Raw genomic sequence first — 24,172 nt, 5'->3', positions numbered from 1 at the left:
TTTCTTGCAGTCCCCGCCGGAGGAACACGTTGCCGCTGCTCTACTCGATCGGCAAAGTCACTGTCGGTAACGCGATGATGCTCGGCTGGCGACCCCACGTCGAAGGCCTCGAGAACATCCCCGCCACCGGCGGCGCCATCTTCGCCGGCAACCACCTGTCCGTAGCCGACGAGCTGTTCCTCGGCGCGGCCGTGCCGAGGCACATCGCCTTCTGGGCCAAAGCCGAGTACTTCCAGGGCGGTGGCGTCGGCGGCACCATCACCAAGTTCATCATGCACGGGCTCGGCGCGATCAAGGTCGAGCGGGGCGGCGGCCGGGCCGCGCTCACCGCGTTCGACGGAGCGATTCCGGTGCTCAAGGCCGGTGACATGGTCGCGGTCTATCCCGAGGGCACGCGCTCCCCCGACGGGCGGCTCTACCGCGGGCGTACGGGTGTGGCCCGGCTCGCCGTCGCTGCGGGCGTACCGATCATCCCGGTGGGCATGCAGGGGACGGACAAGGTGCAGCCGATCGGCCAGCCGTACCCGAAGCTCGGCAAGGGCAAGGTCACAGTGAAGTTCGGCAAGCCCATCGAGACCACCGGGCGCGCTGACGACCGCACGTCGCTGCGTGCGCTGACCGACGAGGTCATGGCCGAGATCCAGAAGCTCACCGGCCAGGAGTACGTGCCGCGCTACGCCCCGCCGCGCGCCCCCGCCCCGGAAGCCTAGGGGGCGCGGCTCCCGCGAGCTTTCTCCTGCTCGACCAGGGCGTCGAGATCGGTCAGCCGGTGCAGGCCCTGCACCGGCCGGCGCATCCGGTGGTTGTTGCGCAGGCGGTCCTCGTTGCGCTCGAGAAAAGCCCAGTACCCCGCCGTGTACGGGCACGCGTCGTCACCCACGCGCACCTTCGGGTCGTAGCGGCAGCCGCCGCAGTAGTCACTCATCCGGTTGATGTAGGCGCCGCCGGCCGCGTACGGCTTGGTGCTCATCCGGCCGGCGTCCGCGTACTGGCTCATGCCGACCACGTTCGCGGTCATGACCCACTCGTAGCCGTCGACGAACGCCCGGTGGAACCAGTCGGACATCGCCTCCGGCTGCCAGCCGCGCTGCAACGCGTAGTTGCCGAGCACCATCAGCCGCGGGATGTGGTGCACCCAGCCGCGGTCGCGGACGCCCGCCAGCACGTCGCTGAGGCACCGCGCCTCGACGGCGTCGGCGTCCAGCTCGGCGAACCACTTCGGCAGCCGGCGGCGCGCACGCAGCTCGTCGGAGCGGCGGTACTCCGGCTCGAAGTACCAGTACAGGTGCCAGATGAAGTCCCGCCAGCCGATCAGCTGCCGGACGAACCCCTCGACGCTGCTCAGCGGCGCCGCACCGGACCGGTACGCGGCCTCGGCGCGTTCCACCGCCTCCATGGGGTCCAGCAACCCGAGGTTGAGCGGCGCGCTCAGCATGCTGTGCGCCATCCACGGGTCGCCCGCGAGCATGGCGTCCTCGTACGGCCCGAACGCCGGCAGCCGGTGCGTCACGAAGTGCTGGAGCCGGGCGAGGGCCTCGGTGCGCGTGGCCGGGAACAACCGCGGGCCGTCCCGCCCGAGGAACTCGATGCCGTCGTCGCGCTCCCAGCGGTCGAGATCCTCCCGTACGCCGGCGTCGATGTCGTCCTCGTGGATCTCGGGCGGCGGCGGCACGTCCAGCCGCTGCGCGCCTCGCGGGGGCGGCTCCCGGTTCTCCGCGTCGAGGTTCCAGGCGCCGCCCACGGGCTCGGTGCCCTCCATGAGCACGCCGTGCCGCAGCCTCGCGTCCCGGTAGAAGTCCTCCATCCGCAGCCGCTTGCGACCCTGGGCCCAGGCGACGAAGTCCTCCGGCGCGGTCACGAACCCGCGCGGCGGCAGCACCTCGACGCCGAGCCGCTGCACCAGACCGCGCGCCGCCCGGGACGTCGGGTGGCACACGCTCAGCCCGTCGGCACGGACCGCTTCGCCGTACGTCTCCGCCTGGACGAACTCGGCCTGATCGCCGAGCTCGGCGGCGCGGTGGCGCAGCGCGGACAGCACGAGATGTGCCTTCTGCCGGTGGAACCGCCGGCGGCGGAACACGGCCCGCGACTCCACGAGCAGCACGCTCTGGCCGGGGTCGTCGAGGAAGTGCGGGCCGAGCTGGTCGGCGAAGAGCCAGCGCCTCCCCTCCGACCGCCCCGCCCGCCGCCCAGGACCGGACTCAAGACGCATGGGGTCGAACTACCCGCTGCTGAGCTGCACATTCCCCTCGATCTGCGGGCGCAGCACCGCCTCGCGCAGCACCCCGGTGAGCTCGGCGCTCTCGTCCATCGACCGGCGGGTGAACAGCACGGTGGCCAGGCTGCCGTGGTCGGCCCAGGCGCAGACGACGACCGCGGCCCCGCCGGAGCGGCCCACGCCGCAGCGCTCGTGCGCGCCGGTCACGCCCAGGTCGAAGGTGCGGATGTCCTCGATCTTGTACTCGCCGGAGAGGTGGGCGAGCTCGGCCTCGACGTCGCTCTGCGGGGTCAGGCGGAACCCGGTCGTGCCGAAGAGCGTGACCCGTTTGCCGTTGCCGTCGGCGTACATGCCGGCGAACGCCTCGCCCGAGGAGATCAGGCTGGTGCCCTGAACCTGGTCGGCGAGCCGCTCGGTGGCCCGGCGGCCGGCGTCGTCGTCCCGGAGCCTCAGGTCGGCGACGCTCGACGGCAGGACGGCCGAGACCGGGTACTGCCGGGCGGCGGGCCAGAGGAAGTATCCGGGCACCCCGCAGCAGCACAGCGCGCCGAGCAGGGTGAAGAGCAGAAGTCGCCGGCCCCAGCGGCGCTTGCGGCGCGGTGGCGGAGGCAGCGGGCGCGAGCCGGGCGGCGGACCGGCCTGCGGTGGGCGCCAGGCCGGTGGGGGTGGCGGCGTCGGTCCCTTTCGTCGTTTCTTCGCGGCTTTCCCCGGCGGTGGCGGCGGTAGCGGGCGGGCCCGGTCGACATACGCCTGAGGGAGCGCGGCCTGGCGAGGCTGGACCGGGAGCCGGTTGACCGGGGTCTCCTCGCGGCGCTTACGACCCCAGCCGCGGCGGCGTGGCTCGGCGGCCGGGGTGGGCGCTGGTGGCTTCGCGTGCGCGATCCCGGGCGTGGCTCCGGGCGGGTTGACGGCGGCCGGGGGCTGTGGCGCGGGTGCGGCCGGCGCAGGCGCGGACGGCTGCGAGCCGGCGGGAGCGTCGATGCGGGTGGGTGGGAGCGGCTGCCCGCCGGCGGGAGCCTCGACCCGGGTGGGCGGAAGGGGCTGCTCGGCGCGGGTCGGTGGGAGCGGCTGGTCGATCCGCGTCGGCGGCATGGCCTCCGGGAACGGCTCGAGGACGTCGACGGGGGTGTCCTGGTCGGCCCACGGGTCGACGGCGGGGGTGGTGGACCAGTCCTCGCTGTCCGCCCACGGATCCACCGGAGGTGGGGGCGGCTCGGCGACGGGATTGCGACGGCCCCACCGGGACTTCTTCGGCGTGGGTGGCGGAACGGCCGCAGAGCCGCTCCAGCGCTCCGGCACGTCCTCGGTCACCGGGACCTCGCCGGTCGCGGACTCCTCGTCCGCCGCCTCCGCCTGCCCTCGCCCCGGCCCGGCAGCGGCCGCCGGGCCGTCAGAGCCGGGGGTGCCGTCGATCCGGGTCGGGTCCGGGTGGGCCGCGGCGCCGTCGACCCGGGTGGGGTCCGGGCCGCCGGCCGGTCCGCCGGCGGAGGGGTCGCCCGGGTGCTGGTCGGTCATCCGTCGTCCTCCTCCCGCGCCGCGCTGCCTCAGGCCAGGTTAGAGCCGGTCCGCCAGTGTCCCCGGCGGCTCCATCGATCATCATGAGCCTTCGGGAAGCGTGGCTCAGGGGAAGAAGACGGACAGAGGGGGCGATGTGCTGGACGGTGTGGAGTCGTATGGTGACTCGGTGGTGATCTGGAGATGAACCTGACTCAGAAGCACGCGCTGACCGTGACCGGCCGCCCGGACGGACAGCCGATGATCTTCGCGCACGGCTTCGGCTGCGACCAGAACATGTGGCGCCACGTCGCGCCCGAGTTCACCGCGACCCACCGGGTAGTGCTCTTCGACCATGTCGGTGCCGGGCGCTCCGACCTGCGGGCGTACGACGACCGGCGCTACGGCAGCCTCGACGGGTACGCCTCCGACGTCCTCGAGATCGTGCACGAGCTGGACCTGCACGACGTGATCTTCGTGGGCCACTCGGTCAGCGCCATGATCGGCGTGCTCGCCGCCGTCCGCGAGCCCGGCCGTTTCGCCAAGCTCGTCCTGGTCGGGCCCTCGCCGCGGTACATCGACGACGGGGACTATGTGGGCGGATTCGGCAAGGCCGACATCGAGGCGATGCTCGAGTCCCTGGACAGCAACTATCTCGGCTGGTCGAGCGCGATGGCGCCGGTCATCGTCGGCAACCCGGACCGGCCCGAGCTGGGCCAGGAGCTCACCGCCAGCTTCTGCGCCACCGACCCGGAGATCGCCAAGAAGTTCGCGCGCGTCACCTTCCTCTCGGACAACCGGGCCGACCTGCCGAAACTGCGTACCCCCGCCTTGATCTTGCAGTGCGCCGACGACGTCATCGCGCCCGCTGTGGTCGGGGACTACGTGCATGAGCACCTCGCGGGGAGCACACTGGTGGCCATGAACGCGACCGGCCACTGCCCCAACCTGAGTGCACCTGCCGAGACGGTGGCGGCCATCAAGGCGTACCTCTGACCGGCATGACGGGGAGCGGCGATGGTGGGCCGGACGTGACACAGGACCTGCGCGTGCCCTGGGACGAGGATCCGGGTGACCTGTACGAGAACGCGCCGTGCGGGTATCTGACCACCCTGCCGGACGGCACGATCGTGAAGGTCAACGAGACGTTTTTGGCGTGGACCGGGTACGACCGCATCACGCTGGTCGGCCGCCGCCGGTTCCGGGACCTGCTCGCCCCCGGCGACAAGATCTACTACGAGACGCACTACGCGCCGTTGCTGAGCATGCGCGACGACGTGCAGGAGGTCGCCTTCGAGCTGGTCCGCGCGGACGGCCGGCGACTGCCGATCCTGGTCAACTCGGTCCTGGGCCGCGACCCCGCCGGGCTGCCGCGGGTGGTGCGGACCATGGTGTTCAACGCCACGGAACGCCGCGGCTACGAGAAGGAGCTGCTGGCCGCCCGGCACACCGCCGAGGCCTCGGAGCGCCGGGTGCGGGCGCTGCAGCAGGTGGTGGCCGACCTGGCGGCGGCGCCGACCGCGGCCGAGGTCGCCGAGGCGGTGGTACGCGCGCCCGCCGCCGCCTTCGAGGCCTCGGGCGCCCGCGTCTGGCTGCTCGACCTGGACCGCGAGCAGCTCGTCGCGCAGGCCTGCACCGAGGCCGAGAGCCCGGTCCGCGACGACATCCCGCTGGCCTCGTCGCGCCCGGTGGCGCAGGTCGCGCGCCGCGGGGACCTGCACGTGATCGGCTCCGTGGCGGAGGCGGAGGAGCATTTCCCGGAGCTGGCCGTCACCATGCGGCGTACCGGCGTCAACACGGTGGTGTTGCTGCCGCTGACCTCCGGGTTCGCCGGTGAGTCGATCGGCGCCGACGTCCTCGGGGTGCTCAGCTTCGGCTTCACCGAGGAACGCGAGCTGACCGACAGCGAGCTGCGCGTGGTCCGGCTGCTCGGGCACCAGGCCGGGCAGGCGCTCGACCGGGCCCGGCTCTACGACGAAGGACGCCGCCGCGAGGAGCGGGCCACCTTCCTGGCCGAGACCACGCGGGTGCTCGACGAGGTGCCCCGGCTCATGCCGCGGGCCCGCCGCCTCATCGAACAGCTCGTGCCCGAGGTCGCCGAGTGGGCCGCCATCCGCCTGCAGATCGGCCCGGCCGGGCTGCTCGCCGACGCCGGCGCCCCGGAGCCCGACCCCGACCGGCTGGCCGAGCGGGTCGCCCTGGTCACCGCCAACGGCAAGGCGGAGCTGAGCGACGACGGCCCCGACCCGGACTGCGCCGTGCTGCCGCTGGCCGCGGGCGGCAGGATCCTCGGCACGCTCGCGCTGCGGATGGCGCCGGGCCGGCGTACGGCCGCCGCCGAGGCCACGTTCCTGCACGACCTGGCCGACCGGGCCGGCCTGGCACTGGAGAACGCCCGCCTCTACGAGCAGGAACGGGCCGTCGCCCGGACCCTGCAGCGCAGCCTGCTCGCCCACGACCTGCCGAGCGACCCCCGCTTCGCCGTCGAGACCCACTATCAGGCGGCGGCCCTCGAGATGGAGGTCGGCGGCGACTGGTTCGACGCCTTCCTGATCACCCCGGACAAGCTCGCCGTGGTCGTCGGCGACGTGGTCGGGCGGGGCATCGACGCGGCCACCACCATGGGCCAGCTGCGCAGCGCGATCCGGGCGCTGGCCTCGGCGGAGGCGGGCCCGGCGCGGCTGCTCGAGCGGCTCGACCGGTTCGTCGACCGGGTGGAGTCGGCGCGCATGGCGACCGTCGCCTACGCCGAGGTCGACCTCACCACCAGCGAGATGACGTACTCCTGCGCCGGGCACCTCCCGCCGCTGCTGGCCGAGCCGGGCGGCTCACCGCGCTACCTGCTCGACGGCCGCTCCGGCGCGCTGGGCTCGCGGGCCGGGCGCCGCACCCGCCTCGAGCACACGACGCACCTGGCGGCCGGCAGCCGGCTGCTGCTCTACACCGACGGGCTGATCGAGCGCCGCAACCGACCCATCGACGCGGGCTTCGAGATGCTCGCCCGGGCGTACGCGGGCCGCCGTGACGCCCCGCTGCCGGGCCTGACCGCCGGCCTCGCGCAGAGCCTGGTCGGCCGGGAGCACGTCGACGACGTCTGCCTGCTGTGCCTGGCACTCGGCACCGAGGAACGGCTCGAACGCGCCATCGGTGCCGATCCCATCCAGATCGCGCTGCTGCGCAAGGACATGCGCGGCTGGCTGGCGTCGCACGGCATCGACGAGGACACCACCCAGGCGGTGCTGCTGGCGTGCTCCGAGGCCGTCGCCAACGCCATCGAGCACGGCTACCGCAACGACCCGTTCGGTATCGTCGACGTCACCGCGGTCGTCTCCGCCGAGGCGATCGAGATCAGGGTCACCGACCGCGGCGACTGGCGGGCCTCACGCGAGGACGAGGTGCGCGGCCGCGGCCTCCGGCTCATCCACCAGACGATGGACGACGTCACGTTCGACCGTACGGATGGAACCACGGTGACCATGCGGCGAGCGCGACGGGAGGCACCATGACGGAGCAGTGGGTCACCTTCGCCAGCCTCGGCGACGCCGAGCTGGTCCGGTTGGTGGGCGAGATCGACCTCGCGAACGCGCCGGACATCGGGCGGGAGATCATCCACCACGCCAGTGACGCCACCGCCGTGCTCATCGACCTGACCGCGGTCTCTTTTCTCGACAGCGCCGGCGTGCGGCTGCTGGACGCGCTCGTCGGCGATCTCGACCAGGCCGGCACGCCGGTCAAGCTCGTGGTGGGGGAGACCGGCCCCGCCCGGATGACTCTGCAGCTGTGCGCTTTCCGGGAGGACCTGCTGGCCACCGATCTGGACCGGGCCGCGGAGGAATTGAGCATCTAGCCCGCGTACCCTGGAGACCCATGAGCGTCTCTTCCGTCTTCCCGCAGCTCGAGCAGCTGCTGCCCCGGGTCAGCAAGCCGATCCAGTACGTGGGCGGCGAGCTCGGCGCCGTCGTCAAGGACTGGGACGCCACCACCGTCCGGTGGGCGCTGATGTATCCGGACGCGTACGAGGTCGGCCTGCCCAACCAGGGCGTGCAGATCCTGTACGAGGTCCTCAACGAGCAGCCCGACGTGCTGGCCGAGCGGACGTACGCGGTCTGGCCCGACCTCGAGGCGCTGATGAAGGAGCACGGCGTCCCGCAGTTCACGGTCGACGCCCACCGCCCGGTCCGCGCCTTCGACGTGCTCGGGCTGTCGTTCGCCACCGAGCTCGGCTACACCAACATGCTCTCGGCGCTCGACCTGGCCGGCATCCCGCTGGACAGCGCCGACCGCGGCGACGACGACCCGATCGTGCTGGCCGGCGGTCACGCGTCGTTCAACCCGGAGCCGATCGCCGACTTCATCGACGCCGCGGTGCTGGGCGACGGGGAGGAGGCGGTCCTCGAGATCACCGGCATCATCCGTGAGTGGAAGGCCGAGGGGCGCCCCGGTGGTCGTGACGAGCTGCTGCTGCGTCTCGCGCGCACGGAGAGCATCTACGTCCCGCGCTTCTACGACGTCGACTACCTGCCCGACGGCCGGATCCAGCGCGTCGTGCCCAACCGCCCCGACGTGCCGTTCCGCGTGGCGAAGCGCACGACCATGGACCTCGACGCCTGGCCGTACCCGAAGAAGCCGCTGGTCCCGCTCGCCGAGACGGTCCACGAGCGGTACGCGGTCGAGATCTTCCGCGGCTGCACCCGGGGCTGCCGGTTCTGCCAGGCCGGCATGATCACCCGCCCGGTGCGGGAGCGCTCGATCACCACGGTCGGCCAGATGGTCAAGGAGGGGCTGGAGTTCTCCGGCTTCTCCGAGGTGGGTCTGCTCTCCCTGTCGAGCGCCGACCACTCGGAGATCGGCGACATGTGCTCCGGCCTCGCCCAGCAGTACGCGGACACCAACGTCTCGCTGTCGCTGCCGTCGACCCGGGTGGACGCGTTCAACATCGACCTCGCCCAGGAGCTGTCGCGCAACGGGCGCCGCACCGGCCTCACGTTCGCTCCCGAGGGCGGCTCCGAGCGGATCCGCAAGGTCATCAACAAGATGGTGACCAAGGAGGACCTGATCCGGACGGTCGTGACGGCGTACACCAACGGGTGGCGGCAGGTGAAGCTGTACTTCATGTGCGGCCTGCCGACCGAGACCGACGAGGACGTGCTCGAGATCGCGCACATGGCGCACGAGGTCATCCGGGCCGGCCGGGCCGCCGCCGGCACCAAGGACATCCGCTGCACGGTGTCGATCGGCGGGTTCGTGCCCAAGCCGCACACCCCGTTCCAGTGGGCCGCGATGGAACGCCCCGAGGTCATCGACAACCGCCTCAAGCTGCTCAAGCAGGAGATCAACAGCGACCGCTCGCTGGGCCGGGCCATCGGATACCGTTACCACGACGGCGAGCCGTCGCTGATCGAGGGCCTGCTCTCGCGTGGCGACCGCCGGGTCGGCAGGGTCATCCGGCGGGTCTGGGACAAGGGCGGGCGTTTCGACGGCTGGTCCGAGCACTTCTCGTACGCCCGCTGGGTCGAGGCGTGCGCGGAGGTGCTCCCCGAGCTCGGCGTCGACCTGGACTGGTACACCACCCGCGAGCGCGACCAGCTCGAGGTGCTGCCCTGGGACCACCTCGACTCCGGCCTCGACAAGGACTGGCTCTGGCAGGACTGGCAGGACTCCCTCAGCGAGTACGAGCAGGACGACTGCCGCTGGACGCCGTGCTTCGACTGCGGCGTCTGCCCGTCCATGGACACCGAGATCCAGATCGGGCCCACCGGCAAGAAACTTCTTCCCCTGACCCCGGTAAACAACCTCCGGGTCCCCGTTTAGGAGTCAGACATTCCCCCCAAGAACCAACCCGTGGGCGGTCAGGCCCCGGTCGTGCAGCGCATCAGACTTCGGTACGCCAAACGCGGACCGTTGCGCTTCACGTCGCACCGTGACTTCGCGCGCGCCTTCGAGCGGGCGTTGCGGCGGGCGGGCGTACCGATCGCCTTCTCGCAGGGGTTCACGCCCCACCCCAAGATCTCGTACGCGAGCGCCGCACCGACCGGTGTCGGCAGCGAGGCGGAGTACCTGGAGATCGGCCTGCAGGCCGAGGTCGACCCGGCCGCCCTGCGCGCCGCTCTGGACGCGGCGCTGTCGCCGGGCCTGGACGTGCTGGACGCGGTCGTCGCCGGCGAGGGCAGCCTGGCCGACCGGATCGACGCCTCCCGCTGGCTGATCGAGCTGCCGGAGGTCGACCCGGCGGTTGCGGAGAAGGCCGTCGAAGCGTTCCTCGCCGCCGAGGAGGTGCTGGTCGAGCGCATGACGAAGCAGGGGCGCCGCTCGTTCGACGCTCGAAAAGCAGTTGCGTCCTTCGCTGTCGGCAAGGAGTCTGCCGCACCTTCCGGGGCCGCGGCGGCACCGTGTGCGATAATCGACCTTGTCGTGCGGCAGGTCACGCCCGCCGTTCGACCCGATGACGTCATGTCCGGCCTGCGCGTGGTGGCCGGCCTGGAACCGCCGGTGCCCCCTAGGGTGACCCGGCTGGCACAGGGTTCGCTCACCTCGCAGGGGGAGATCGTCGATCCGTTGGACGCGGATCGCGAGGACGCACCCATCGGAGGGCGCTAGCCGGTTCGGCCGGCGCCCGCGTTGGCAGACTTCGGAAGCCCGTCCGACGACGGCCGGGACCGAAAAACTTGCGGCGACCCTGCGTGGCAGCGCTCACCCGCGCCCGGGGCCGCCAGAACTGGAGAGCGCCCCATGCTCGATAACGAGCCACAGGGCGGTGAACGGGACGAGGCCGCTACACCTCCGACCGCCGAAACCGCCGAGACGACCACCCCCGCGCGCCGTACGCGGGCCCCCCGCCGCAAGGCTGCCGCTCCGGCTGCCGTGCCGACGGATGCGCCGGGTGCCGAGCCCGGGGCCGCCGACGAGGCGGCCACCGCGAGCGATGCGGCCGCTACGGCCGACGCGCCCGCGGCTCCGGTGAAGGCGACCCGCAGCCGGGCCCGGAAGAAGGCCGTGCCGGCCGCCGCCGCGCCCGCCGCCGAGGGGGACAACCCGGTCGAAACCGCTGAGCCGGCTGAGCCCGTCGCGCCCGTGAAGGCGACCCGCAGCCGGGCCCGCAAGAAGGCGGTTCCCGCGGCTGCTCCGGCAGAGGCCCCCGCCGAAGAGCCCGTTCCCGCCGCAGCGCCGACCGAGACCTCCGGCGCTGCCGTGCCGGTCGCCGCGACGCCTGCCGTCGCGGAGGAGGATGAGGAGACCGAGGACGCGGCCGCCACCACGGCCGGCGTGCCGGTGGTCGGCGTGCTGCCGCTCGACGACGACCTCGTCGAGGAGGCGCCCACCACTCGGCGCCGCACCCGCAAGGCGGCGCTGCCCCCCGCCGTACTGTTCATGCCGCCGGAACCCGACGCCGAGCCCGCGCCCGCCCCCCGGCGCAGCCGACGGGGCACGGCCGCCGCGGCCGCCGCCGAGCCGGTCGCCGAGGTCACCGAGACGCCCGCCGAGCCCGTGGCCGCCGCGGCCGAGGAGCCTGCGGAGGGGCCGCGCAAGAGCCGGCGCCGCCGCCGGGGCGCCCCCGCGGAGGCCGACGAGGCCGCCGCCACCGAGGTCACCGACCAGCCCGTGCTCGAAGAGGCGGACGAGACCTCGGACGACGTCGAGGACGGCGCCGAGGACGAGCTCGACGAGGACGACGCCGCCTCCCGCCGCCGTCGCCGGCGGGGACGCCGGGGCCGCGGCCGGGGCAAGGGCCCGTCCGACGAGGGCGACGAGGCCGCCGAGGCCGATGCCGACGAGGCCGGGGAGACCGCCGAAGCCGAGGCCGAGGGCGACGACGAGGACGCCGAGGACGGCGACGGGGTCACCCGCCGCCGGCGTCGCCGTCGCCGTAAGGGCTCGGGTGACGCCGAGACCGGCGGCGTCGAGGACGGCGTGCACACCGTCGTGCGGGTGCGCGAGCCGCGCCGCAGCGACGAGGTGCAGGGCGTCTCCGGCTCCACCCGCCTGGAGGCCAAGCGGCAGCGCCGGCGCGACGGCCGCGAGCAGCGGCGCACCCGGCCGCCGATCCTGAGCGAGTCCGAGTTCCTGGCCCGCCGCGAGGCTGTGGACCGGGTCATGGTCGTGCGCCAGAAGCCCGACCGGATCCAGATCGCGGTGCTCGAGGACGGCATCCTGGTCGAGCACTACGTGTCGCGGACCACGTCCGGGACCATGGTCGGCAACGTCTACCTCGGCAAGGTGCAGAACGTGCTGCCCAGCATGGAGGCGGCGTTCGTCGACGTGGGCCGGGGCCGTAACGCCGTGCTCTACGCCGGCGAGGTCAACTGGGACGCCACCGGGCTGGAGGGGCGGGCGCGCTCGATCGAGCAGGCGCTGCGCTCCGGCGACTCGGTGCTGGTGCAGGTGACCAAGGACCCGCTCGGGCACAAGGGCGCCCGGCTGAGCAGCCACATCGCCCTCTCCGGCCGGCACCTGGTGTACGTGCCGAACGGCAACGCCTCGGGCATCAGCCGCAAGCTGCCCGACAACGAGCGCAAGCGGCTGCGGGACGTGCTCAAGAAGCTCGTGCCGGACGGCGCCGGCGTGATCGTGCGGACGGCGGCGGAGGGCGCGAGCGAGGACGAGCTGGCCCGCGACGTCAAGCGGCTGCAGGCCCAGTGGGAGGACATCCAGGCCAAGGCGGCCGAGGGCAACGCGCCGCGCGCGCTGTCCGAGGAGCCCGACCTGGTCATCCGCGTGGTCCGGGACCTTTTCAACGAGGACTTCCGCGAGCTCATCGTGCAGGGCGACCAGGCGTACCAGGAGATCGAGAACTATCTGGAGTCGGTCTCGCCCGACCTGGTCGAGCGGCTGCACCGGCACACCGGCGGCGCCGACGTCTTCGCCGACAAGCGCATCGACGAGCAGATCCTCAAGGGCCTCGACCGCAAGGTCTTCCTGCCCTCGGGCGGCCACCTGGTGATCGACCGCACCGAGGCGATGACCGTCGTCGACGTCAACACCGGCAAGTACACCGGCGCGGGCGGCAACCTCGAGGAGACGGTCACCCGCAACAACCTCGAGGCGGCCGAGGAGATCGTGCGCCAGCTGCGCCTGCGCGACCTGGGCGGCATCGTGGTGATCGACTTCATCGACATGGTGCTGGAGAGCAACCGCGAGCTGGTGCTGCGGCGGCTCACCGAATGCCTGGGCCGGGACCGGACCAAGCACCAGGTCACCGAGATCACTTCGCTCGGCCTGGTGCAGATGACCCGCAAGCGGATCGGTGCCGGGCTGCTCGAGGCGTTCAGCGAGACCTGCGAGCACTGCAAGGGCCGTGGCCTCGTCGTTCACACCGAGCCGGTGCCCGAGAAGCGCTCGTCCGGTGCGGCCAGCCAGGTCAAGGCGGTCGCTGCCGCGGCGCGTACGGAGGCCCCGGCGCAGCCGGCGAAGTCCCGGCGGCGCCGTGGTGGTGGGGGCGAGCAGGCCCCGGCCGAGCCGCAGGCGGTTCCGGAGCACCCCGTCGAGGACCCGGCGGCGGAGACGGCCGGGCTTCCGCCGGTCGAACCGGCCGCCGTGGCGCCGGCGGGCTCGGGCGTCATCACGCCGGCGCCCCAGCTCTCCTCGAGCGACGACGATGACGACTACGACATCAGCGGCTACGACCTGTCGCGCTACGAGTCGAACGGCACGTCGTACCCCGCCGAGCCGCTGCAGCTGACCGGGGCCGACGACCCGGACGCGGCCGACGACGACGAGGACGACGACGAGCCGGTCGGGGCCGGTTCCGGCAGCCGCCGACGCTCCCGGCGCGGCGGTTCACGGCGGCGTACCCGCCCCTGAGAAACGCGCGTTGCGGGCGGTCCGGGCAGGTAATGCCTGCTGGGGCCGCCCGCTCCATGTCCGGTGATCGATGTCGGTTACCCTGCTTGACCATGCGACGCCTGCTCTGCGTGACCGCCCTCGGCGGTGCCCTCCTGCTCGGTGCGTGCTCGACCGACAAGTCCGCCGACACCGCCACCGCGACCCCCGGGGCCGGCAGCGGCGCCCCTGTGGCCCCGGCGCCCGGTAAGAGCGGCGGTCCGGCCCCGGCCGGCTCCACGGATGCCGGCGGCGGCGATGCCGCGCTCAAGGGGAACACCAAGGCGATCTGCGCCCAGGCTGCGAAGACCGGCGGGGACGCGGCGAAGAACTTCGCGCAGGATCTCAAGTTGCTCATCGACGCGGAGTCGGCGCAGGACCAGGACGCGGTGGCGAAGGCCAAGCAGAAGACCAGCCGCGATGTCGAGAACTACTCCTTCGCGCTCGCCGACATGGCGAAGCTCGCCTCCGACGCCGAGGTGAAGAAGGCGCTCGGTGCCATGAGCAAGAAGGTCTCGGCGCTGAAGGGCGACGTGCGTAAGCTGGACGCACAGAAACTCGAGGGGCTGCAGGAGACCCTGGCCGAGGCCTGCGGCACCGATTGAGCGGCTCCCCAATTTGGGTCGCACCCGTGCGATGAAGTACGCTATCTGTCGGCGCTTTTTCGAAGCGCCATGTCCTCGTGCGAGACGCCGGGGCCCAGTTCCATCCGCCAAGCAGCGATGTTCCGCTGCGTAAGTCTCAGGGAGTCCGCGTCCGATGTACGCGATCGTCAAGACCGGCGGCAAGCAGTACAAGGTTGCCGAGGGCGACGTGATCGAGGTCGAGAAGCTCGCGGGTGTGCCCGGCGACTCGCTGACGCTCGCCGCGGTCCTCCTCGTCGACGGTGACAACCTGGTGACCGATGCGGCCAAGCTTGCCAACGTGACGGTGTCCGGCGAGATCGCCGAGCACACCAAGGGTCCGAAGATCCGGATCCACAAGTTCAAGAACAAGACCGGCTACCACAAGCGCCAGGGGCACCGCCAGCCGCTGACCCGCGTCAAGGTGACCGGCATCTCCAGCGGGAAGTAGGGACGAACCGCCATGGCTCACAAAAAGGGTGCTTCCAGCTCGCGGAACGGCCGTGACTCCGCCGCTCAGCGGCTCGGGGTGAAGCGGTTCGGCGGTCAGCTGGTCAACGCCGGCGAGATCCTGGTCCGCCAGCGCGGCACGAAGTTCCACCCGGGCGACCTGGTCGGCCGCGGTGGCGACGACACGCTGTTCGCGCTCGCCGCGGGCAACGTGCTCTTCGGTCACAAGCGTGGCCGCAAGACCATCAGCATCGTGCCGGTCGCGGCCGAGTAACAGCGGTCGCACACGCAGCGTCTCAGCGGGCCGTGGACCTTCCGGGGTCCGCGGCCCGCTGTCTTTGTTCCATCAAGCAGTGGGAGTACCGAAGTGGCTACGTTCGTCGACCGGGTCGTGCTGCACCTGCAGGCAGGTGACGGCGGGCACGGCTGTGTCTCCGTACGCCGGGAGAAGTTCAAGCCGCTCGGCGGCCCCGACGGCGGCAACGGCGGGCACGGCGGTGGCATCACCCTCGTCGTCGACCCGCAGCAGCACACGCTGCTCGACTTCCACTTCCACCCGCACGTCAAGGCTCCGAACGGCGTCGGCGGCATGGGCGACAACCGCGACGGCGCCAACGGCAAGGACCTCGTGCTCAAGGTGCCCGACGGCACGGTGGTGCAGACCCCCGAGGGCGAGGTCATCGCCGACCTCATCGGCGCCGGCACCACCTTCGAGGTGGCCCGCGGCGGCCGGGGCGGGCGCGGCAACGCCTCGCTGGCCAACACCCGCCGCAAGGTGCCCGGCTTCGCCGAGCTGGGCGAGCCCGGCGACCGCCTCGACGTGGTCCTGGAGCTCAAGAGCGTCGCCGACGTCGGCCTGGTGGGCTTCCCCTCGGCCGGCAAGTCGTCGCTGATCTCGGTGATCTCCGCGGCCAAGCCGAAGATCGCCGACTACCCGTTCACCACGCTGGTGCCGAACCTCGGCGTGGTGCAGGCCGGCGACCAGACGTTCACGGTCGCGGACGTACCGGGGCTGATCCCGGGCGCCGCCACCGGCAAGGGGCTCGGGCTGGAGTTCCTGCGGCACATCGAGCGCACCTCGGTGCTGGTCCACGTCCTCGACTCGGCGGCGCTCGAGATCGAGCGCGACCCGGTCGCCGACCTGGAGGCGATCGAGGCGGAGCTGGCCGCGTACGGGGGGCTGGAGGACCGGCCCCGCATGGTGGTGCTGAACAAGATCGACATTCCGGACGGGCGGGACCTGGCCGAGATGGTCCGGCCCGACCTCGAGGCGCGCGGCTACCGGGTCTTCGAGGTCAGCGCGGTCACCCGGGAAGGGCTGAAGGAGTTCACGTACGCCCTGGCCGAGGCCGTCGCGGCAAACCGCCTCGCGGCCCCGGTGGTCGAGCCGACCCGTGCGGTGGTCCGGCCCCGCGCGGTCGACGAGAAGGGCTTCACGATCGAGCAGGACGCCGAGGGCGTGTACGTCGTCCGCGGTATCCAGGTCGAGCGCTGGATCCGCCAGACGAACTTCGACAACGACGAGGCGATCGGCTACCTCGGCGACCGGCTGGAGCGCCTCGGCGTCGAGGCGGCGCTGGCCAAGAAGGGCGCCCAGCCCGGCGACCCGGTCCGCATCGCCGACCGCGAGTTCGACTGGCACCCCAACACCGGCGAGTACGTCTCGGGTCCCCGCGGCACCGACGCGCGGCTCGAGGAGGAGTCGCACCGGGCGACGGCCGCGCAGCGCCTGGCCGCCCGCAAGGCCCGCCGCGTCCGCTCCGACGACGAGCTGCTGCACATGAGCGAGGACGGCACGGTGTCCACCGTCTCCATGGCCGCCAAGCCCGTCCTGGTCACCGACGACGACTCCCGTCCAGATTCCGGCAACCCCGGAGAAACAGACGAGGCCTAGGCTGACGGGGTGATCATCGAATCCCGTCCCGGCACCGATCCCGAGCTGGCCTCGCTGCTCGTCGCGCAGCAGCGTGAGCTGGCCGAGGCGGACGGGGGCGCGGACGGCGTGGTCTACCCGATGCACGACGACGTCTCGTACCTCGTCGGCGTCGTCGACGGGCGGGCCGTGGCCTGCGGGGCGTGGCAGGCGCTCGAGCCGGGCGTGGCCGAGCTCAAGCGGATGTACGTGCGGCCCGCGTACCGGGGGCGGGGCCTCGCCCGGCAGCTGGTCGTGGCGCTCGAGGAGGAGGCGCTGGCGGCGGGGCGGCCGGTGCTGCGGCTCGAGACCGGCACCTACCTGCCCGCGGCCATCGCCCTCTACCGCTCCGAGGGATACCTGCAGATCCCCGTGTACGGGGAGTACGTGGGCAATCCGTACAGCGTGTGCTTCGAGAAGTCTTTGGCGCTCACTTCGCGCTGACGGAGCAGCGGCGCCCATACAGGGCATGATGGTCCGCATGCCTAGCTTGACGCGCGCCGAGGCCACCGCCCGGGCCGCCACCATCACGGTCACCGGATACGACATCGATCTCGACCTCACCGGCAGCGGTGACACGTTCCGGTCCCGTGCGGTGCTCAGCTTCGGTGCGGAGCCTGGCGGCGAGACCTTCGTCGAGCTGGAGCCCGTGACGCTGCTGTCGGCCACGCTCAACGGCGTACCCGTGCATCCGTCCGCCCTGGCCGGGGAGCGGCTGACGGTGACCGGCCTGAGCGCCGACAACGAGCTCGTCGTCGAGAGCGAGATGCGCTACTCGAACACCGGCGAGGGGCTGCACCGCTTCGTCGACCCCGCGGACGGCCGCACCTACCTGTACGCGCACATGTTCCTCGACGGCGCCCGCCGCATCTTCCCGTGCTTCGACCAGCCCGACCTCAAGGCGCCCGTCACGCTGAGCGTCACCGCGCCCGACGGCTGGCTGGTGGCGGCGAACGGCGAGCAGGCGGGTCCCGTGGAGGCGGGGCGGTGGCGGTTCGCGCCGACCAAGCCGCTGGCCACGTACTTCATCTCGCTGATCGCCGGGCCCTACCACGCCCGGACCGACGAGCACGACGGCATCCCGCTGGCCCTCTACTGCCGGCAGGCGCTCGCCGAACACCTCGACGAGCAGGCCGGCGAGCTGTTCACGATCACGAAGCAGTGCCTCGACCGCTACCACGAGATCTTCGACGTCCGCTACCCGTTCGGCCACTACCAGCAGGCGTTCGTGCCCGAGTTCAACTTCGGCGCGATGGAGAACCCCGGCGTGGTGGTGTTCCGCGACGAGTTCATCCACCGGTCCGCGGTCACCGACGCCGAACGCGAGCAGCGGGCCATGGTCATCGCCCACGAGATGGCCCACCAGTGGTTCGGCGACCTGGTCACCATGGCCTGGTGGGACGACCTGTGGCTGAACGAGTCGTTCGCCGAGTACCTCGGCACGAGGATCACCGCCGAGGCCACTCAGTTCACCGAGACCTGGACGACGTTCGCGATGCAGCGCAAGGCGTGGGGGCTGCGCGCCGACCAGCGCCCGTCGACGCACCCGGTGGCGCCCAGCGACGTCGACGACACCGCCCTCGCGTTGCTCAACTTCGACGGCATCTCGTACGCGAAGGGTGCCGCGGTGCTGCGCCAGCTCGTCGCGTACGTGGGGGACAAGGCGTTTCTGGCGGGGCTCAACGACCACTTCGCGGCGCACGCGTACGGGAACGCCACGCTGGCCGACCTGCTCGCCGCGGTCTCCCGGGCCAGCGGCCGCGACCTGAGCTCCTGGGCCGAGGTGTGGCTGTGCCGGGCCCAGCTCAACACCCTGCGCGCCGAGGTGGAACGCACGGAAGACGGCCGCTACGCGCAGGTCACGCTGGTGCAGACCGCGCCGGCGGAGTATCCGACGCTGCGCCCGCACAAGCTCTGCGTGGGCCTCTACGACCACGGCGCCGACGGCGTGGTGACCCGGCGCCGGCTCGTCGAGGTGGACGTCGACCCGGAGGTGGACGGCGGGCGCACCGAGCTCGCCGAGCTCGCCGGGGAACCGGTCGCCGACCTGCTGCTCGTCAACGACGGCGACCTCGCGTACGCCAAGGTCCGCCTCGATCAAGCGTCCGCTGACGCCGTACCGTTGATCCTTCCGTTGCTCGGCGACTCGCTGGCCCGGGCCCTGCTCTGGGGGGCGACGCTCGATGCCGTCACCGACGGCGAACGGCCGGTCGCGGAGCTGGTGACGCTCGTGCTGGCCGCTCTGCCGGCGGAGCGCGAGGTGGCCATCGTCGAGGACGTCCTGCGGATGACGCGGGCCCTGGTGGACCGCTATCCGACCGCGGAGACCCGGCCGGCCGCCCTGGAGCTGGTCGCCCAGGCCTGCGACCGGCTGGTCGCGGCCGCCGAGCCGGGCGGGTCGCTGCAGCTCGCGGGGGTGCGAGGCCTCATCGGGGCCGAGGTCGACACGGTACGGCTGGACGGCTGGCTCGCGGGGGAGAACGTGCCCGCCGGCGTGGTCGTCGACGCGGACCTGCGCTGGCTGATCCTCTACCGCCTGGTCGTGCTGGGCGCGGCGGGCGCCGACCGGATCGAGGCCGAGCTCGCCGCGGACCGCAGCGCCACCGGTGAGCAGTGGGCGGCGAGGTGCCGGGCGGCGCTGCCGGACGCCGAGGCCAAGGCGCGGGCGTGGCGCCTGATCATCGAGGACCCGGGCGCCTCCAACCGCATCCTCGTCGCCACCGCGCAAGGCTTCTGGCAGCCGGAGCAGCTCGGCCTCGTCACCCCGTACGCCGAGCGGTACTTCGCCGACATCCCGGCGATGCTCGAGCGCCGGTCCGGCATGAGCGGGGAGCGGGTGGCGGTCACCGCGTACCCGTCGGTGGTGGTCGCCGAACGCACCCGGCAGCTGGCCGCGGACCTGCTGGCGCAGCCCGGCATCTCCTCGATCGTGCGCCGTGTGGTGATGGACGGCGATGACGACGTGCGCCGCGCGCTGCAGGCGCGAGGATAGGAATTTCGCCCCTTGCTTCTCGTACGAGCCGATAGCCTCAGACAGTACGGGGGGTGAGCGGTGGAGTGGTCCGAGGAGCTGTCCAGCGGTCTGCTGCAGGCCGCCCCGGACGCGATCGTGGTCATGGAAGAGGGGCGCATCGTGCTCCTCAACGACCGCGCCGAGGCGATCTTCGGCTGGCCGCGCGCCGAGCTGCTCGGCCAGCACGCCCGCGTGCTGCTCAGCGAGCCCTTCCCGCGGGACCAGATGAGCCGGGACACGATCTCCCTGCGGGCCCGGCGGCGGGACGGCTCCGAGTTCCCGGCCGAGGCCACGCTCGCCGTCGTGCAGGTGTCCGGCGGCGAGGTCACCGTGGCGGTCGTCCGCGACGTCACGGAACGTCACCAGCTCAAGGCCGAGGCGCACAGTCACCGCAGCCAGCGGCTCGAGGCGCTCGGCCAGCTCGCCGGCGGCATCGCCCACGACTTCAACAACCTGCTCGGCGTGATCGTGAACTACGCCAACTTCGTCATCGAGGAGGCGGAGTCGCCGACGCCGGACGTCGCCACGATCGCGGCCGACGCCCGGCAGGTCATCAAGGCGGGGGAACGCGGCACCGGCCTCACCCACCAGCTGCTCAAGTTCGCCCGGCGGGAGGTCATCCGGCCGCAGGTGCTCGACCTCAACGAGGTCGTCGCCGAGGTCGAGGGCCTGCTGCGGCGCTCGCTCGGCGAGCACATCACGCTCATCACCCGTCCCGCCGCGTCGTTGCCACCCGTCACCTGCGACCCCGGTCAGATCGAGCAGCTGCTGGTCAACCTCGCCGTCAACGCGCGGGACGCGATGCCCTCGGGCGGCAACCTGGTGATCGACACGGCGTCCTCGCACCTGTCGCCCGGCGAGCACTCGGAGCTGCCGGCCGGTGACTACGTACGGCTGCGGGTCAGCGACTCCGGCCGGGGGATGTCCCCGGAAGTGATCGAGCGGGCCTTCGAGCCGTTCTTCACCACCAAGCCCAACCACGAGGCGACCGGCCTGGGGCTGGCCACCGTCTACGGCATCGTCACCCAGGCCGGCGGCAGCGTGAGCCTCACCTCCGAGCCCGGGCTGGGCACCACCGTCACGGTGCTGCTGCCCAGGTCGGAGGGGGAGGAGCCGGAACCCGAACCGGCGCTCGAGCCGGCCGACACCGGCGGGCACGGCGAGACGCTGCTCGTCGTGGAGGACGAGGCCGCGCTGCGCGACGTGGCCGGGCGCATCCTCTCCGGCGCCGGATACAAGGTCCTCACGGCCGACGGCGGCGCCGAGGCGCTGCGGCTTGCCGCGCTGCACGACGGCGCCATCGACCTGCTGGTCAGCGACGTCGTCATGCCCGGGATGCTCGGCAAGGAGCTGGCCGAGCGGCTCGCCGACGTCCGGCCCGACACCCGCGTGCTGTACATGTCCGGGTATGCCCAGCCTGTCCTGGCCTCGCAGGGCACCCTGGACCCGGGCGTGGCCCTGCTGGAGAAGCCGTTCACCTCCGAGGACCTGCTCGCCGCGGTCCGCAAACGCCTCGACGGCTAGATCTTCTAAGATTCGCCGATGCAGAGGCGGCGACGGATCGGGATCATGGGCGGGACCTTCGACCCGATCCACCACGGTCACCTGGTGGCGGCGAGCGAGGTGCAGAGCCGCTTCGACCTCGACGAGGTGGTGTTCGTGCCGACCGGGCAGCCCTGGCAGAAGGGTGCGGTGAGCCCGGCCGAGGACCGCTACCTCATGACGGTCATCGCGACCGCCTCGAACCCGCGCTTCCACGTGAGCCGGGCGGACATCGACCGCGACGGGCCCACCTACACCGTCGACACCCTGCGGGACCTGCACGCCCTCTATGGGTCCGGGGCGGACCTCTACTTCATCACCGGTGCCGACGCGCTGGCGCGGATCCTGTCGTGGAAGGACGCGCTGGAGATGCTCTCGCTGGCGCACTTCGTCGGCGTCACGCGGCCGGGCTTCGAGCTGTCCGACGCGCACCTGCCCGCCGACACGGTGACGCTGGTCGAGGTGCCCGCGATGGCCATCTCGTCGAGCGACTGCCGGGCCCGGGTGGCCAAGGGGCACCCGGTCTGGTATCTCGTACCCGATGGTGTGGTGCAGTACATCGCAAAGCGGGAACTCTATCGGGAGTGATGACCGCTCTGAGGGTATTCGCCCGAGTCAGGTTGTCACACCCGTGTGAGAGGCTAGTAGCTCTGAAACCGAACGAGGGGAGACCGGTGCCCGTCACCGACCGCGCCCGCGAGCTCGCGCTGACGGCGGCGCAGGCCGCCGCCGACAAGAAGGCGCAGGACATCGTCGTCATCGACGTCGCCGAGCAGCTCTACATCACCGACGCGTTCGTCATCGCGTCGGCGTCCAACGAGCGGCAGGTCGCCGCGATCGTCGACGCCATCGAGGAAGCGCTGCTGAACCTTCCGGAGAAGGCCAAGCCCGTCCGCCGCGAGGGCGAGCGGCAGGGCCGCTGGGTGCTCCTCGACTACGTCGACATCGTCGTGCACATCCAGCACACCGAGGAGCGTGAGTTCTACGCCCTCGACAAGCTGTGGAAGGACTGCCCGACGCTTCCGTTCGTCGACCGCGACATGGTCGAGGCCGACTCCTCCGGCGCCGCATGACCACCACCCGCCTCATCGTCTGGCGGCACGGCAACACCGACTGGAACGCGGCCAACCGCGTCCAGGGCCAGTCCGACGTCCCGTTGAACGCCCTGGGCGAGCAGCAGGCCGTCGACGCCGCGGAGCTGCTGGTCCGGCTGCGCCCCGGCGCCCTGATCTCCAGCGACCTGCGCCGCGCGGCGGACACGGCCGCCGCTCTGGCAGCCCTGACCGGCCTGTCGGTCACCCGCGACGAACGCCTGCGCGAACGCCACTTCGGCGCCTGGCAGGGCCTCACCATGGCCGAGGTCGCCGAGACCCGCCCCGACGAGCACGCCCGCTGGAAGGCCGGCGCCGACGTGGTGGGCGGCGGCGTCGAGACGCTGGACGACCTCGGCAAACGGGTTGCCGACGCCCTGCAGAGCGCGGCCGACGCCGTGCCGGCGGGTGGCACGGTGGTCGTGACCACCCACGGGGCCGCGGCCCGCCAGGGGGTCGGACACCTGCTCGGGTGGCCCCGCGAGCAGCTCCGCACGCTGCGGGCGCTGCAGAACTGCCACTGGGTCGAGCTCAGTCATGACGACGTGCGCGGGTGGCAGCTCGCGGCGTACAACGTGGGGCCGTTCTCCGACCGGCCGGTTCCGCCTCCGGTGTGACGTCGCTCCCGGGAACGGATCGCTGCCCGGTAGCGTCGAAGGGATCATGACCATCTCACGCCTCACACTGCTCGCTACCGCGATGGTGGCTTTGTCCGTGGCCGGATGCGCCAACGGCACCTCTTCCGAGGTCGGTGCTGCCGCCCCGTCGGCGCCGGCCGCTTCCGCCTCTTCCGCCGTCCCCACGGAAGAGCCGAGCGCCCAGCAGCCGACGGCCGGCGGGAGCCGCACGATCACCGGCACCGTCACCGCCGGCGTCGAGGCCAACTGCCTGCTCGTCGACGACCACCTGCTGATCTTCGACGACGAGAAGCTCAAGGCCACCGCCAAGGCAGGCGCCGAGGTGACCGTCACCGGCCGCACGGAACCCGGCATGATGACCACCTGCATGCAGGGCACGCCGTTCATCGTGACCGCCATCCGCGCGAAGTAGGCGGCAATCCGTTACGGTGCCCGCATGCCCGTCGCGGTCGTCACCGACTCCACCGCGTACATGCCGTCCGAACTGAACGGGACCTACGACCTGACCGTCGTCCCGCTCACCGTCGTCATCAACGGCGACGAAGGCCTCGAAGGCGAGGAGATCTCCCCGGCCGAGGTGGCCCGTGCGCTCGGCGCCCGCCGCAGCGCCGTCAGCACCTCACGCCCGGCGCCGGAACAGTTCGCGAACGCGTACCGGAAGCTGCTGGAAGCCGGCGCGGACGGCATCGTGTCCGTCCACCTGTCGTCGAAGCTGTCCGGCACCTACGACGCAGCCGCCCTCGCGGCGGCCGCGGTCGGGCCACGCGTCCAGGTCGTCGACAGCGGCACCACCGGCATGGGGCTGGGCTTCGCGGCCCTGGCCGCGGCCACCGCGGCCCGCCGAGGCGCAACCCTGGACCGGGTACGCCAGACAGCCGTCGACCACTCCGCGCAGGTCAGCACCCTCTTCTACGTCGACACCCTGGAGTTCCTGCGCCGCGGCGGCCGCATCGGTGCCGCGTCGGCGCTGCTCGGCACGGCGCTCTCGGTCAAGCCGATCCTGCACGTGGTGGACGGCGCGATCGTCGTCCGCGACAAGGTGCGCACGGCGGGACGGGCGCTGGCCAGGCTCGTGGACCTCGCGGTGGAGGCGTCGGGCACCGGAGAGGTGGACATCGCGGTGCACCACCTGGGGGCAGCGGACCGCGCGGGCGCGCTGGCGGACGCGGTGTCGGTGCGGTTGGGGGAGCGGTTGTGCGACTGCTACATCACCGAGATCGGGGCGGTGGTGGCTGCTCACGTCGGTCCCGGGGTTGCGGGTGTCGTGGTGCATCGGCGGGACTAGGCAGTGTCGCCAAAGGGTCATAGCCATTGCAGCAACGCGGCGATGGTGACGGTGGCCTGGAACGACGTGCTGGTCTTGTCGTATCGGGTG

At 72.2% G+C, this 24,172-nt stretch carries 21 protein-coding genes; 19 read left to right on the top strand and 2 right to left on the bottom strand.

Annotation, left to right across the window (positions count from 1 at the left end; translation table 11 throughout):
- Positions 1-29: 29 nt before the first annotated feature.
- Complete coding sequence (locus tag AB0J80_RS37315; RefSeq protein ID WP_364714430.1) at positions 30-710, top strand: lysophospholipid acyltransferase family protein; 681 nt, start codon at positions 30-32, stop codon at positions 708-710.
- Here AB0J80_RS37315 and AB0J80_RS37310 read toward each other — a convergent pair.
- Both AB0J80_RS37310 and AB0J80_RS37305 read right to left on the bottom strand, forming a co-directional pair.
- A complete protein-coding gene (locus tag AB0J80_RS37310; protein WP_364714428.1) occupies positions 707-2,212 on the bottom strand; it encodes a cryptochrome/photolyase family protein in 1,506 nt (501 codons plus the stop codon). The genes AB0J80_RS37315 and AB0J80_RS37310 overlap by 4 nt on opposite strands.
- Positions 2,213-2,221: 9 nt before the next feature.
- Positions 2,222-3,733: a hypothetical protein gene (locus AB0J80_RS37305; protein ID WP_364714426.1), complete on the bottom strand. Its 1,512-nt coding sequence runs from the start codon at positions 3,731-3,733 to the stop codon at positions 2,222-2,224.
- A 183-nt stretch (positions 3,734-3,916) separates the two neighbouring features.
- On the opposite strand from AB0J80_RS37305, the gene AB0J80_RS37300 reads away from it, so the two are divergent.
- From AB0J80_RS37300 to AB0J80_RS37215, 18 genes are all read left to right on the top strand, one after another.
- Complete coding sequence (locus AB0J80_RS37300; RefSeq protein WP_364714425.1) at positions 3,917-4,708, top strand: alpha/beta hydrolase; 792 nt, start codon at positions 3,917-3,919, stop codon at positions 4,706-4,708.
- 35 nt (positions 4,709-4,743) lie between these two features.
- Positions 4,744-7,218 carry a SpoIIE family protein phosphatase gene (locus AB0J80_RS37295; RefSeq protein ID WP_364714424.1) on the top strand — a complete coding sequence of 825 codons (2,475 nt, stop codon included), beginning with the start codon at positions 4,744-4,746 and terminating at the stop codon, positions 7,216-7,218.
- On the top strand, positions 7,215-7,559 hold the full coding sequence (locus AB0J80_RS37290) for an STAS domain-containing protein (RefSeq protein ID WP_364714422.1): 345 nt from the start codon (positions 7,215-7,217) through the stop codon (positions 7,557-7,559). The genes AB0J80_RS37295 and AB0J80_RS37290 overlap by 4 nt, the downstream gene beginning before the upstream one ends.
- A gap of 20 nt (positions 7,560-7,579) precedes the next feature.
- Positions 7,580-9,523, top strand: coding sequence for a TIGR03960 family B12-binding radical SAM protein (locus AB0J80_RS37285; protein WP_364714421.1), 1,944 nt, complete (start codon positions 7,580-7,582; stop codon positions 9,521-9,523).
- Positions 9,524-9,574: 51 nt separating this feature from the next.
- Positions 9,575-10,309, top strand: coding sequence for a TIGR03936 family radical SAM-associated protein (locus tag AB0J80_RS37280; RefSeq protein ID WP_364714445.1), 735 nt, complete (start codon positions 9,575-9,577; stop codon positions 10,307-10,309).
- A 132-nt stretch (positions 10,310-10,441) separates the two neighbouring features.
- Positions 10,442-13,510 (top strand): Rne/Rng family ribonuclease, encoded by a 3,069-nt coding sequence (locus AB0J80_RS37275; protein WP_364714419.1) that lies wholly within the window; start codon positions 10,442-10,444, stop codon positions 13,508-13,510.
- Positions 13,511-13,602: 92 nt separating this feature from the next.
- Entirely contained in the window at positions 13,603-14,133 is a 531-nt protein-coding gene (locus tag AB0J80_RS37270; RefSeq protein WP_364714418.1) for a hypothetical protein, read from the top strand.
- A gap of 154 nt (positions 14,134-14,287) precedes the next feature.
- On the top strand, positions 14,288-14,602 hold the full coding sequence (gene rplU / locus AB0J80_RS37265) for a 50S ribosomal protein L21 (RefSeq protein ID WP_015619590.1): 315 nt from the start codon (positions 14,288-14,290) through the stop codon (positions 14,600-14,602).
- Positions 14,603-14,614: 12 nt separating this feature from the next.
- Positions 14,615-14,875, top strand: a complete 261-nt coding sequence (rpmA, locus tag AB0J80_RS37260) for a 50S ribosomal protein L27 (RefSeq protein WP_364714417.1) — start codon at positions 14,615-14,617, stop codon at positions 14,873-14,875.
- A 93-nt stretch (positions 14,876-14,968) separates the two neighbouring features.
- Positions 14,969-16,495 (top strand): GTPase ObgE, encoded by a 1,527-nt coding sequence (gene obgE, locus AB0J80_RS37255; protein WP_364714416.1) that lies wholly within the window; start codon positions 14,969-14,971, stop codon positions 16,493-16,495.
- Between the two features lie 9 nt (positions 16,496-16,504).
- Entirely contained in the window at positions 16,505-16,957 is a 453-nt protein-coding gene (locus AB0J80_RS37250; RefSeq protein ID WP_364714414.1) for a GNAT family N-acetyltransferase, read from the top strand.
- Between the two features lie 37 nt (positions 16,958-16,994).
- Positions 16,995-19,505: an aminopeptidase N gene (gene pepN / locus AB0J80_RS37245; RefSeq protein WP_364714413.1), complete on the top strand. Its 2,511-nt coding sequence runs from the start codon at positions 16,995-16,997 to the stop codon at positions 19,503-19,505.
- Positions 19,506-19,565: 60 nt separating this feature from the next.
- Positions 19,566-21,050 (top strand): ATP-binding protein, encoded by a 1,485-nt coding sequence (locus tag AB0J80_RS37240; RefSeq protein WP_364714411.1) that lies wholly within the window; start codon positions 19,566-19,568, stop codon positions 21,048-21,050.
- A gap of 18 nt (positions 21,051-21,068) precedes the next feature.
- The gene (gene nadD, locus AB0J80_RS37235; RefSeq protein WP_364714409.1) at positions 21,069-21,656 is read left to right on the top strand and encodes a nicotinate-nucleotide adenylyltransferase; all 588 of its coding nucleotides are present in this window, start codon (positions 21,069-21,071) and stop codon (positions 21,654-21,656) included.
- A gap of 86 nt (positions 21,657-21,742) precedes the next feature.
- Positions 21,743-22,141: a ribosome silencing factor gene (rsfS, locus tag AB0J80_RS37230; protein ID WP_364714408.1), complete on the top strand. Its 399-nt coding sequence runs from the start codon at positions 21,743-21,745 to the stop codon at positions 22,139-22,141.
- A complete protein-coding gene (locus tag AB0J80_RS37225; protein ID WP_364714406.1) occupies positions 22,138-22,776 on the top strand; it encodes a histidine phosphatase family protein in 639 nt (212 codons plus the stop codon). The genes rsfS and AB0J80_RS37225 overlap by 4 nt, the downstream gene beginning before the upstream one ends.
- 46 nt (positions 22,777-22,822) lie before the next feature.
- A complete protein-coding gene (locus AB0J80_RS37220; RefSeq protein ID WP_364714404.1) occupies positions 22,823-23,209 on the top strand; it encodes a hypothetical protein in 387 nt (128 codons plus the stop codon).
- Between the two features lie 24 nt (positions 23,210-23,233).
- Complete coding sequence (locus AB0J80_RS37215; RefSeq protein WP_364714402.1) at positions 23,234-24,082, top strand: DegV family protein; 849 nt, start codon at positions 23,234-23,236, stop codon at positions 24,080-24,082.
- The last annotated feature ends 90 nt before the right edge of the window (positions 24,083-24,172 follow it).

It is taken from the genome of Actinoplanes sp. NPDC049548 (assembly GCF_040676695.1).
Classification (GTDB): domain Bacteria; phylum Actinomycetota; class Actinomycetes; order Mycobacteriales; family Micromonosporaceae; genus Actinoplanes.
The sequence above is the reverse complement of the archived record's forward strand: the minus strand, read 5'-3'. Positions and strand labels throughout refer to the sequence as shown.

What these genes read in the sequence shown, in the direction of transcription:
- nadD (WP_364714409.1), top strand. Translation starts at nt 21,069, where the DNA reads ATGCAGAGGCGGCGACGGATCGGGATCATGGGCGGGACCTTCGACCCG.
- rpmA (WP_364714417.1), top strand. Translation starts at nt 14,615, where the DNA reads ATGGCTCACAAAAAGGGTGCTTCCAGCTCGCGGAACGGCCGTGACTCC.
- AB0J80_RS37290 (WP_364714422.1), top strand. Translation starts at nt 7,215, where the DNA reads ATGACGGAGCAGTGGGTCACCTTCGCCAGCCTCGGCGACGCCGAGCTG.
- AB0J80_RS37310 (WP_364714428.1), bottom strand. Translation starts at nt 2,212, where the DNA reads ATGCGTCTTGAGTCCGGTCCTGGGCGGCGGGCGGGGCGGTCGGAGGGG.
- AB0J80_RS37285 (WP_364714421.1), top strand. Translation starts at nt 7,580, where the DNA reads ATGAGCGTCTCTTCCGTCTTCCCGCAGCTCGAGCAGCTGCTGCCCCGG.
- rplU (WP_015619590.1), top strand. Translation starts at nt 14,288, where the DNA reads ATGTACGCGATCGTCAAGACCGGCGGCAAGCAGTACAAGGTTGCCGAG.
- AB0J80_RS37305 (WP_364714426.1), bottom strand. Translation starts at nt 3,733, where the DNA reads ATGACCGACCAGCACCCGGGCGACCCCTCCGCCGGCGGACCGGCCGGC.
- AB0J80_RS37270 (WP_364714418.1), top strand. Translation starts at nt 13,603, where the DNA reads ATGCGACGCCTGCTCTGCGTGACCGCCCTCGGCGGTGCCCTCCTGCTC.
- AB0J80_RS37215 (WP_364714402.1), top strand. Translation starts at nt 23,234, where the DNA reads ATGCCCGTCGCGGTCGTCACCGACTCCACCGCGTACATGCCGTCCGAA.
- AB0J80_RS37300 (WP_364714425.1), top strand. Translation starts at nt 3,917, where the DNA reads ATGAACCTGACTCAGAAGCACGCGCTGACCGTGACCGGCCGCCCGGAC.
- AB0J80_RS37225 (WP_364714406.1), top strand. Translation starts at nt 22,138, where the DNA reads ATGACCACCACCCGCCTCATCGTCTGGCGGCACGGCAACACCGACTGG.
- AB0J80_RS37275 (WP_364714419.1), top strand. Translation starts at nt 10,442, where the DNA reads ATGCTCGATAACGAGCCACAGGGCGGTGAACGGGACGAGGCCGCTACA.
- pepN (WP_364714413.1), top strand. Translation starts at nt 16,995, where the DNA reads ATGCCTAGCTTGACGCGCGCCGAGGCCACCGCCCGGGCCGCCACCATC.
- AB0J80_RS37220 (WP_364714404.1), top strand. Translation starts at nt 22,823, where the DNA reads ATGACCATCTCACGCCTCACACTGCTCGCTACCGCGATGGTGGCTTTG.